Annotated in this window: 9 protein-coding genes; 8 read left to right on the top strand and 1 reads right to left on the bottom strand. The window is 70.2% G+C overall.

Going from position 1 to position 10,247, the window contains the following annotated elements; genetic code table 11:
* Positions 1 to 196 precede the first annotated feature (196 nt).
* The 8 genes from ABD848_RS05165 (at position 197) to ABD848_RS05200 (ending at position 8,903) form a co-directional block, all read left to right on the top strand.
* Positions 197 to 880 (top strand): enoyl-CoA hydratase-related protein, encoded by a 684-nt coding sequence (locus tag ABD848_RS05165; RefSeq protein ID WP_344967838.1) that lies wholly within the window; start codon positions 197 to 199, stop codon positions 878 to 880.
* A 248-nt stretch (positions 881 to 1,128) separates the two neighbouring features.
* Positions 1,129 to 1,773 carry a TetR/AcrR family transcriptional regulator gene (locus ABD848_RS05170; RefSeq protein ID WP_344967840.1) on the top strand — a complete coding sequence of 215 codons (645 nt, stop codon included), beginning with the start codon at positions 1,129 to 1,131 and terminating at the stop codon, positions 1,771 to 1,773.
* 612 nt (positions 1,774 to 2,385) lie between these two features.
* Positions 2,386 to 3,918: an ABC transporter substrate-binding protein gene (locus tag ABD848_RS05175; RefSeq protein WP_344967842.1), complete on the top strand. Its 1,533-nt coding sequence runs from the start codon at positions 2,386 to 2,388 to the stop codon at positions 3,916 to 3,918.
* 100 nt (positions 3,919 to 4,018) lie between these two features.
* Positions 4,019 to 4,963, top strand: coding sequence for an ABC transporter permease (locus tag ABD848_RS05180; RefSeq protein WP_344967844.1), 945 nt, complete (start codon positions 4,019 to 4,021; stop codon positions 4,961 to 4,963).
* A 38-nt stretch (positions 4,964 to 5,001) separates the two neighbouring features.
* Positions 5,002 to 5,895: an ABC transporter permease gene (locus tag ABD848_RS05185; protein ID WP_344967846.1), complete on the top strand. Its 894-nt coding sequence runs from the start codon at positions 5,002 to 5,004 to the stop codon at positions 5,893 to 5,895.
* A complete protein-coding gene (locus tag ABD848_RS05190) occupies positions 5,892 to 6,896 on the top strand; it encodes an ABC transporter ATP-binding protein (protein WP_344967848.1) in 1,005 nt (334 codons plus the stop codon). Before ABD848_RS05185 ends, ABD848_RS05190 begins: the two co-directional genes overlap by 4 nt.
* 1 nt (position 6,897) lies before the next feature.
* Positions 6,898 to 7,914, top strand: coding sequence for an ABC transporter ATP-binding protein (locus tag ABD848_RS05195; RefSeq protein WP_344967850.1), 1,017 nt, complete (start codon positions 6,898 to 6,900; stop codon positions 7,912 to 7,914).
* Positions 7,915 to 8,015: 101 nt separating this feature from the next.
* Positions 8,016 to 8,903: an SDR family NAD(P)-dependent oxidoreductase gene (locus tag ABD848_RS05200; protein WP_344967852.1), complete on the top strand. Its 888-nt coding sequence runs from the start codon at positions 8,016 to 8,018 to the stop codon at positions 8,901 to 8,903.
* A gap of 931 nt (positions 8,904 to 9,834) precedes the next feature.
* Here the strand turns inward: ABD848_RS05200 and ABD848_RS05205 are convergent.
* Positions 9,835 to 10,023: a hypothetical protein gene (locus ABD848_RS05205; protein ID WP_344967854.1), complete on the bottom strand. Its 189-nt coding sequence runs from the start codon at positions 10,021 to 10,023 to the stop codon at positions 9,835 to 9,837.
* Between the last annotated feature and the right edge of the window lie 224 nt (positions 10,024 to 10,247).

The following is a 10,247-nucleotide window of genomic DNA, read 5'->3' on the forward strand; positions in this document are numbered from 1 at the left end:
CAACGGCCCCCAGAAGCTGCCGAGATCGCGAAGCGATCGAGGCACGAGCGGCGGAAACCCGCCCCATGACCTCCGCTGCGCACTGCAACCGACACGCCATCACGGCGTCCACCCACCACCGGCCCGCAGCCTCGTTTGGCGAAAAGCGTGGAGACACGCCCCGCTTCGGGCATCTGCCAGGAAGGACCCCTCACCCATGACCATCACCCACCTCACCGACCACCAGCGGCTGGGAACGGTCGCACTGACCGGCGCCGGCATCGGCCCAGACGAGATCGAGGAGCTGCGCACCGCTCTAGCCGACCTGCGCCGCAACGAGCGCGACGGCCTGATCGTCCAGGCGGAACCGGGCGCGCTGCACGGCAGCCACGCGCCGCCGGGGACCGCCCTGGGCGACTGGCTGCGCGCGACAGTCCACCCCGTGCTGCGGGACCTGCACGCCGCCGCGGCCCCCGTGGTCATCGCGGCCCAGGGCCGGGTGAGCGGCCTTGGCCTGGCGCTGTGCCTGCGCGCCGACGTGGCCGTCGCGGCCGAGGCGGCGAGCTTCGGACTCGGCCGGGCCGACAACGGCGACTGGTTCTGCGGCGCGCCGCTGCACCGCCTCGCGGGCCTGGGCCGGCGCGCCGCGGCCGAACTGGCGGTGCACGGTCGGGAGGTCGACGCCGCTCGCGCGGTGGACCTGGGCTTGGTCACCGAGGTCGCCCCCACCTCGGAGCTGCCCGCCGCGCTCCAGCGGGTGGCCACGCGCCTCAACGCGCTACCGCCGGGCAGCGGGTCACTGCTGGCGCGTTCGCTGCGCCAGGCCGCCCACCTGCCCTTTGATACCGCGCTGCGCTACGACAGCCACCTCGTCGACGCGCTATTGGCGGGAGAGGACTGACCACGCCGAACGGCGCCGGGAGCGCACCGCCCGCGCCGGCCCACGGTGGGCCCGGAACGCCGACTTGGCTTGTCCGGCTGTGCAGCCGTGGGGTCCATACTGGAGATACCGACGACGAGGTACGACTCGGTATGTTCCGCTGTTGTTCTGCCGTCGCCGCGAGCGCCCGTCGCCGACGAGCGGCGCGCGCCCGCGCCACCAACCCACGCGACCCACGAAAGCAAGCCGTGACCTCCCGCTTTGAACCGATGTCCCTCACCCGTCCCGGCGTCTCCGACAAGGGAAACCAGCAGATCCTCGAAGCGGCGGCCGAGGCGTTCAACCGGCGTGGCTTCGCCGCGACGAGCATCGACGACATCGCCGACGCGCTCGGGGCCACCAAAGGGCGCATTTACCACTACTACCGTTCCAAACTCGACATCTTCCTGGATGTCCTCGTGGCGTCGATGCGCGACCTGTTGGAGAAGCTACAGCCGATCCTCACGGACTCGGAACGCTCCCCTGAACAGCGCCTCTACGACGCCGCGTACATGCACGCCACCACGATGATGACGCGCCGCTCCTTCTCCCGTGTCGCCATCCAGGGGCTTGAGGCTCCCGTGCTCGCGGAGGCCCAGACCAAGCGCGCCGACGCGGTGAACCTGTTCATCGGACTGCGGGACCGCTATGAGGACGGCTTCGCCGACCTCGTCGAGCAGGGGCGCGCCTCAGGGGTGTTCCGCGACGTCGATCCCCGCTTGGCCACCAAGCCGATCTTCGGGGCGCTCAACTGGATCAACATGTGGTACGACCCCGCCCAGGAGTCGCAGGCGGGGGTGGCGGCGATCGCCGAGGAGTTCGCCGTCTTCATCGTCAACGGCCTGCGCCGCCGAGAACCCGTGCCCGGCCCGTAGGGGCAGGGCACGGAGGGCGACCTCGTCCTCGCCCGAGCCTCGGAGATCCGCCCGGCCCGTAGGGGCAGGGCACGGAGACGGCGGAGCGGCAAGGCTCGAGGCAGGGGCTCACCGAGCGCGGGCGGCCCCTGCTGGAGCGGGTTGTTGTTTTTGGAAAGGGCGGCGAGAGCGGGCGGGGGCGCACGCGGGTAAGCACCCCGAAGGCTGCCGAGATCGCGCAGCGGTCGAGGCACGAGCGAACAGAAAACACTCCCTACGGCCGCCACCCCAGCCGTTCAAAAAAACAACAACCCGGCCGCCATCGGCGCGGGCACGCGCAGCCCTGGCAGCCACGCGGGTTACCGCCGGTAGCCCACGGCGGGACGGGCGGACACGCGCGAACCGCCTCCGGGAAACGCCGACCTTCCGCCCAGCGAGACACCGACCCCGTGAAAGCCACGTTACAGTGCGCAATTTATTTAACTGAATTTAATCCATGAGTAGGGCGAACGAGGCGACACCTGCGGCGATGCCGCCGTCCACAGATCACGCGATCGGGCGCTGACCTCTTGCGCTATCAGAATCGAAGTGTAAGAGTACGTCAACACCAACGAAGACGTGGACGGAGGCCGTATGAAACTATGGCGTTACGTCGCGGTTGCCACCGTGACGGCATTAGTGGCCGCGTGCTCCTCAACCGGCGGGTCCACGAGCGGAGGAGGTGGGGGCGGGGAAAACGAACTGGACCCCAACGCGACGTTCCGCTTCGCCGACACCCTGCCCATCGACACGCTCGACCCGCACACCTCCCCCGGCGCGGGCAACAACGTGTGGCTGTTTCCCGTGTACGACCGGCTGATCCACCTCTCCCCCGACGCGGAGCTGGTCCCCGGCCTCGCGACGAACTGGGAGTTCACCGACGACGGGACGACTCTGGCGCTGACACTGCGCGAAGGCGTGACGTTCAGCGACGACACCCCCTTCGACGCCGAGGCGGTCAAGGCCAACATCGAACGCGCCCAGACGGTGGAGGGCAGCGCGGTCAAAGGCGAACTCGCCGTGATCGAAAGCGTCGAGGTCGTGGACGACTACCAGGTGGAATTCAACCTGGCCAACGTCAACAGCTCGCTGCCCTACGTGCTGACCGGCCGAGCCGGCGCCATGGCCAGCCCCGAAGCGTTCGACAGCCTGGCCCAAGAACCGGTGGGCAGCGGCATGTACACCGTGGCCTCCTACCAGCCGGGAACGTCGGCCACCTACGAACGCAACGAGGACTACTGGGACCCCGAGGCTGCCCAAGCGGCCACCATGGAGTTCACGACCGTCACCGACTCGCTACAGCGCCTCAACGCGCTCAAAACCGGCTCCATCGACGCCACGATCCTTAGCGCCAAAGATGTGGAGGCGGCCAAGTCTGCGGACTTCACCGTGGCTTCCGAGCCGGTGCTGGAGTTCTACCACCTGCAACTCAACATCTCCCGCCCCTACCTGGACGACGTGCGCGTCCGTAAGGCGATCAACCACGCCATCGACCGCGAGTCACTGGTCAGCGGGCTCCTGTTCGGCCTGGGCGCACCCGCGGTGCAGCCCTTCCCACAGGACTACTTCGCCTACGACGAAGAGATCGGCACCGACCACTACGCCTACGACCCGGAGCGGGCCAGGGAGCTGCTGGCCGAAGCCGAGGTCCCCGAAGGCCAGACCATCGAACTAATCAACCAGAACGCGCCCTCTTACACCCAACTGTCCGAGGCGATCAAGTCCCAACTGGCCGAGGTGGGTCTCAACGCCGAGATCACACAGACGACCAACTTCGCCAACTCCTTCTACGTGGAGGGCAACGGCGACGCCGGCGCCATCAACTGGACGGGCCGCCCGGACCCGGCCCAGACCGCGGGGCTGCTCTACACCGAGGAGGGCTTCGCCAACCCCGCCAAAGAAACGACTTCCGAGGTCGCCGACTTGCATCAGGAGCTGGTGGCGACCATCGACGACGACGAGCGCGAGCAACTGGCGCGTGACCTCTCCGCACAGATCACCGAGGACGCCCTCGACGTCGTCCTGTACTTCCCGTTCCAAAACGTGGCCTACTCCGACAAGGTCCAGGGCCTGGAGCCATGGCTGTCCGGAAAGCTGGAGTTCCGCGGCGTCGGGATGACGCAGTGAGGTGGGCGGCGGTGCCTGTCACCACGACCGGCACCGCCGCCGCACCGCTGTCGCCGGCCCCGACCCGCGAACTGGAGGAAGCGATGGATGTGGTGCAGCCATGGCAGCGCTGATCGGGCGCAGGATGCTCGCCGCGATACCGCTGCTGCTGTTCGTGACAGCACTGGTCAGCGCGTTCACGGTGTTCATCCCCGGCGATCCCGCCGTATACGTCGCCGGGGAGAACGCCACCGTCGAGCAGATCGAACAGACCCGGGAACGCCTCGGCTTCGACGACCCGTGGCCGGTGCGCTACGCCGAATGGCTCGGCCAAGCACTCCAGGGCAACCTGGGCGAATCGGTGTTCAGCGCCTCCCCCGTCAGCGAACTGCTGGCCGAACGCATGCCGGTCACGCTGGCGCTGACGCTGAGCGCACTGCTGTTCGCGGTCCTCGTGGGGATACCGGCGGGCACCATCGCCGCGCTGAACCCCGACCGCTGGCCCGACAAGGTCGTACGTGGTATCGCGACCCTGGGGATCGCCCTGCCCGGCTACTGGCTGGGACTGCTGCTCCTGCTGGTGTTCGCCGTCTACCTGGGCCTGTTCCCCACCCTGGGCTACACCCCGCTGCACCAGGACCCGCTGGACTGGCTACGCCACATCCTGCTGCCCAGCGTGGCCCTGGGCGCGCCGGCCGCCGCCGAAGTCGCCCGGCAACTGCGCAGGTCGATGCTGGACACCCTGAACCAAGACTTCCTGCGCACCGCCACCGCCAAAGGGCTGCGCCGCCACACGGTGCTGGGCAAGCACGCCCTCAAACACGCGGCCGGCCCCATCGTCACGGTGCTGGCCACACAGATGGCGCTGCTGCTGGGGGCCGCGGTGATCATCGAGAAGGCGTTCACCATCCCCGGCATCGGGGAACTGGCGGTCAGCTCGGTGATCAACAAGGACGTGCCGGTGGTGCAAGGCATCGTCGTCGTCAGCACCGTGGTCATCGTGGTGACCAACCTGGCCGCCGACATCACCAACGCGTGGCTGTCCCCCAAATCCCAGTCCCAGTGACCTCGCCGAAGACGAGAACCGAGGGAGGATGCATGGCCATGGCGCAGACACCGGAGACGGCGCCCACACACGAGGATGGGCGCGCGAGCCGGCGCGACCGGTGGCGATTCGCCCGCCGGTTCCTCAGCCACCGCGGGGCCGTCGTGGCCACCGGGTTCCTGGGGCTGGTCGGGGTGGTCGCCGTGATCGGCCCCGCCATCACGCCGCACGACCCGCTGGCCCAAGACCTGGGCGCGGTGCTGCAACCGCCCAGCGCCACCCACCTGCTCGGCACCGACGACGTGGGCCGCGACCTGTTCAGCAGGCTCATCGTGGCCACCCGCACCTCGCTGGTGGCGGTGCTGCTGTCCGTCGCGATCGGGGCGGGTATCGGCGTGCCGCTGGGCTTGATCGCCGCCCTGGCCCAGCGCACCGGCGGCCTGCTCATGCGCGTCACCGACGGCATCATGGCCTTCCCGCCGATCCTGCTGGCCATCGGGGTCATCGGGGTGCTGGGGCCGGGCCTGACCCAGGCGATGGTGGCGGTCGGCGTGGTGTTCGTGCCGCGGTTCGCCCGGCTGACCCGCACCAGCGTCCGCCACGTCGCACGCGAGACCTACATCGAAGCGTCGCGGGTGATCGGCACCCCGCTGCGGCGCGTGGTGATGTGGCACATCCTGCCCAACATCACCGGCCCCATCGTCGTCCAGATCGCCGTGGCCAGCGGTTTCGCGATGCTGGCCGAGGCGGGCCTGAGCTTCCTCGGGCTGGGCGTGCAGCCGCCCGACTCCAGTTGGGGGGCGCTGCTGGGCCGCGCGCTGCCCTACATCAACACGGCCTGGTGGCTGGGGATCGCGCCGGGCGTGTTCATCACGGCCACCGTGCTGGCCACCAACGTCGTGGCTGACGGCATCGGCGACTCGCTGGGCCGCGAGACGAGGAGGGACGCATGAGCCAAGAGGCCGAACGCGGTGCCACGCTGCTGAACGTAGAAGAGTTGTCCGTCGAGGTGCTGACCTCGACCGGCTGGACCGGCGTCACCGACACCGTGTCGTTCCAGCTGCGCCGCGGCGAGGTGATGGGGCTGGTGGGCGAGTCCGGGTGCGGCAAGTCCACCACGGCGCTGGCGCTCATGGGGCTACTGCCTAAAGCGAGCGCGCGCGTGGCCTCGGGCACGGTGTGGCTGGACGGCACCGACCTGTACTCGCTGTCGCGACGCCAGTGGGAGGACCTCCGCGGCGACGACATCTCGATGATCTTCCAGGAGCCGATGTCGAGCCTGCACCCCGCTTTCACAGTCGGCGAGCAGATCGCCGAGTCGGTGCGGCGCCACCGCGACCTCGGCCGCCGCGACGCCTGGCAGCGCGCCGTCGCCCTGCTGGAGAAGGTCGGCATGCCCGAGGCACGCGCCCGCGCCACCTGCTACCCCCACGAGTTCTCCGGCGGCATGCTGCAACGGGTGCTCATCGCGATCGCGCTGGCCTGCGAACCGAAGGTGCTGGTCGCCGACGAACCCACCACCGCCCTCGACGTGACCGTCCAAGCCCAGATCCTGGACCTGCTGCGCAGCATGGGCGCCGAGTTCGACCTGTCGATCCTGCTGGTCACCCACGACCTCGACGTGGTGGCCGACATCTGCGACGAGGTGGTGGTGATGTACGCCGGGCAGGTGGTGGAGCAGGCCACGGTCAAGGAGTTCCTGCACGCGCCCCGCCACCCCTACAGCCGGGCGCTGTTGGCCGGGTCGCGGCCCGACGGCGACGACAGCACCGAACTGCACTGGATTCCCGGCGCGCCCCCGACGCCGGGAGCGCTGCCGCCGGGGTGCCGCTTCGAGCCCCGCTGCGCCCACGCCCACGACCGGTGCCGGGCCGAGGAGATCGCCCTGCAACGCCACCCCGATGGGAGCGCGCACCGGTGCGTGCTCGATCTGAGCGCCCCGAGAGGTGAGTAAGGTGTCCCGCGACATATTGACACTCGACGACGTACACGTCGCGTTCTCGCCGCAGGGCCTGTTCCGGCGGCGCACCGCCCCGGTGCGGGCGGTACGCGGGGTCAGCCTCGGCGTGGGCGAGGCCGAGTCGGTGGGTCTGGTGGGCGAGTCCGGGTGCGGCAAGTCCACGCTGGGTCGGGTGGCCGTGCGGCTGCTGTCGCCCACCTCAGGCACCGTGTCGTTCCAGGGCCAGGCCATCCAGGCGCTGCCCGAACGTCGGATGCGCCCGCTGCGGCCGGGGTTGCAGATGGTGTTCCAGGACCCCTACTCGTCGCTGGACCCGTCCATGACGGTGGGCGACAGCGTCGCCGAACCGCTACGCGTGCACGAGCGGCTTTCCGGCGCCGAGCGCCGGGCGCGCGGGCGGGAGATGCTGCACCTGGTGGGGTTGGAGGAGCGCCACCTCGACCGCTACCCCCACGAGTTCTCCGGCGGGCAGCGCCAGCGGGTGGCGCTGGCGCGGGCGCTGATCCTGAACCCGCAGGTGGTGGTGTGCGACGAGGCGACCAGCGCCGTGGACGTCTCCACCCAGAACCAGATCCTGGCGCTGCTGCGCGAACTGCGCCACGACCGCGGGATGGGGTTTTTGTTCATCAGCCACAACCTGGCGGCCGTGCGCCACGTGGCCCAGCGGGTCGCGGTCATGTACCTGGGCAAGGTCGTCGAGACAGGGCCGACCGCGCGGGTGTTCGCCGCGCCGGCCCACCCCTACACCCACATGCTGTTGACGAGCGCGCCGGGAGCCTCGCGGCGCGGCGCAGGCGGGGCGACGCCGGTGGGAGAACCGCCCAGCCCGGTGAACCCGCCGGCGGGCTGCCCCTTCCAGACCCGCTGCCCCATGGTGATGGAACGCTGCCGCGTGGAGATGCCGGCGCCCACCCCCGTGGACGGCGGCGGCGAGGTCGCCTGCCACCTACAGACCGACGGCCCGCACCTGGCCGGCCGCCCCCTGCCCGAGACACTGCGCGCGGGAGTGTGACCGTGGCCGGCAGCACGGGACCCGGCCCGCCGCTTACGGACCGACACACCGCCCCCGGACAGCCGCCCACCCGCCACACCCCCACCCACAAAAACGCGACAGTGGCGGCCGACGACACGGAACCCGGCGTGCTGGCCGGGCGGGCGGTGGTGGTCACCGGCGCCGGCCAAGGGCTGGGGCGCGCGTACGCGATCCACGCGGCGGGCTGCGGCGCGGCGGTCGTCGTCAACGACGTCGACGAGGCGCGGGCGCACGAGGTGGCCGAGGAGATCGCGGCGGCCGGCGGCACGGCGGTGGCCGCCGGCCACGACGTCAGCGACGCCGAGCGGGCACGCGACCTGATCGAGGTGTGCCAGGACGCCTTCGGCAGCGTGGACGGGCTGATCAACAACGCCGGCCGCTACCACGAGGCGCTGCCCTGGGAGGAAGATCCCGAACGGCTGCGCGCGCTCCTGGCGGTCAACGTGCTCGGCACGATGTACTGCGGCGGCGCGGCGGCCGCGGCGATGGCGCGCCAAAGCCACGGGGCGATGGTCAACGCCTCCTCCGGCGGCGCGTTCGGCTTTCCCGGAACCGGCGCCTACGGGGCGAGCAAGGCGGCGATCCTGTCGCTGACGTACTCGTGGGCACTGGACTTCGAGCCGGTGGGGCTGCGGGTCAACGCGATCTCGCCGATGGCGGCCACCCGCATGACCAGCAGCGCGTTCGCCCGGTCGCTGGTGCCGGCCGACCGCACTCCCGAACGCATCGCCCCGCTGGTGACCTACCTACTCAGCGACCGCGCCGCGGGGGTCACCGGGCAGTTCTTCCGTTTCGACGGGCAGCGGCTGCGGGTGGTGCCCCAATACGCCTTCAGCGAGCACCCCGAGGTCGAGAACGCGCAGTGGGACGTGGCCGCGGTCGACGCGGCCCTCGCCGGCCCGCTCGCCGACCACCTGGCCCCCTACGGCGTGGAGCGGGTGGCCCCGCCACGCAGCCGGGGCCGCTGACCGCGCGACTGGTGACGGGCAGCATGATCCTCGCGCGTGTTGCCGCTACGTGCTGTCTTTCGAACGGCTGGGGCGTGGGGTGCGTGGGAATAGTCTTTCGCCGCTCGTGCCTCGATCGCTGCGCGATCTCAGCAGCCTGGGGGAGGCGCCGGGTTGAGGTGGCACGGATGTCGGCACTGTTGGCTCGGAACGGGGTGGATGACGGAGGGCAGCGACGGCCAGTAGTGGGCCAGCTGGGCGTTGGATCGGTGCTGTGAGATGGGAGCGAGGTCACAACGAAGAGCGGCGACGACGAGCGGTGGGCCAGGGAGACGCTGAGTCGGTGCTGTGGGATGGAGGCGAGGTCACAACGGAGAGCGGCGACGGGCGGTGGGTTGGGCGGGTGTGGTGTGGGCTCGGGTTCGTTGGGGGCGGGTGCGGGTAGCCGCCGTGGGGTCAGGGAGGGCGGGGCCATCATGATCATCGCGAGTGTTACTGCTCGGCGACACGGAGAAGTCGAGATCGCTGAGCGACGACACTCGTGATGATCATGGCGAAGCGAAACGCGACACACCGGGCATAACACGCCCTGGCAAAGCGCCACGAACCCCCGACCGGCCTTCCCCGAAGGCGGAACGCGCCGCCACCACCCCGAAAGACGCCACAATCCCGGCAAACCGGCCCCTAAGCGGTCGCCGCCCCACCCACGACCACCATGATCACGACGAGGATGCCTGATCGGCGATCCTCGATCGCGAGGATCGCCGATCAGGCATCCTCGTGACAGCCACGACGCCCAAACCACCCCCACCATCACACCCGCCCCTCATCCCACCCCCGCCAACAGCACCGGCGCCCAAACCACCCCCACCCCAACGCCACCCCAAGCTGCCGAGATCGCGAAGCGATCGAGGCACGAGCGAACAGAGAACACCCCCACGCACCCCGCACGTCAACCGTCCGAAGACGGCACCCGGCCGGGAACCCCCAGCCGCAGCATCTGACCGGTCATCACGGCGGCCGCGGGCGAGGCGAGAAACACCAGCAGCTCCAAGAGTTCACCCAGCGACTCCCCCAACCCGGCGGCCAAGACGAACACCCCGTTGGCGCGAATACCCGCCTCGACCCACCCCAACGCCACCCCAAGCTGCCGAGATCGCGAAGCGATCGAGGCACGAGCGAACAGAGAACACCCCCACGCACCCCGCACGTCAACCGTCCGAGAACGGCACCCGATCGGGAACCCCCAGCCGCAGCATCTGACCGGTCATCACGGCGGCCGCGGGCGAGGCGAGAAACACCAGCAGCTCCAAGAGTTCACCCAGCGACTCCCCCAACCCGGCGGCCAAGACGAACACCCCGTTG

This window comes from Salinactinospora qingdaonensis (assembly GCF_039539445.1).
Lineage (GTDB): Bacteria > Actinomycetota > Actinomycetes > Streptosporangiales > Streptosporangiaceae > Salinactinospora > Salinactinospora qingdaonensis.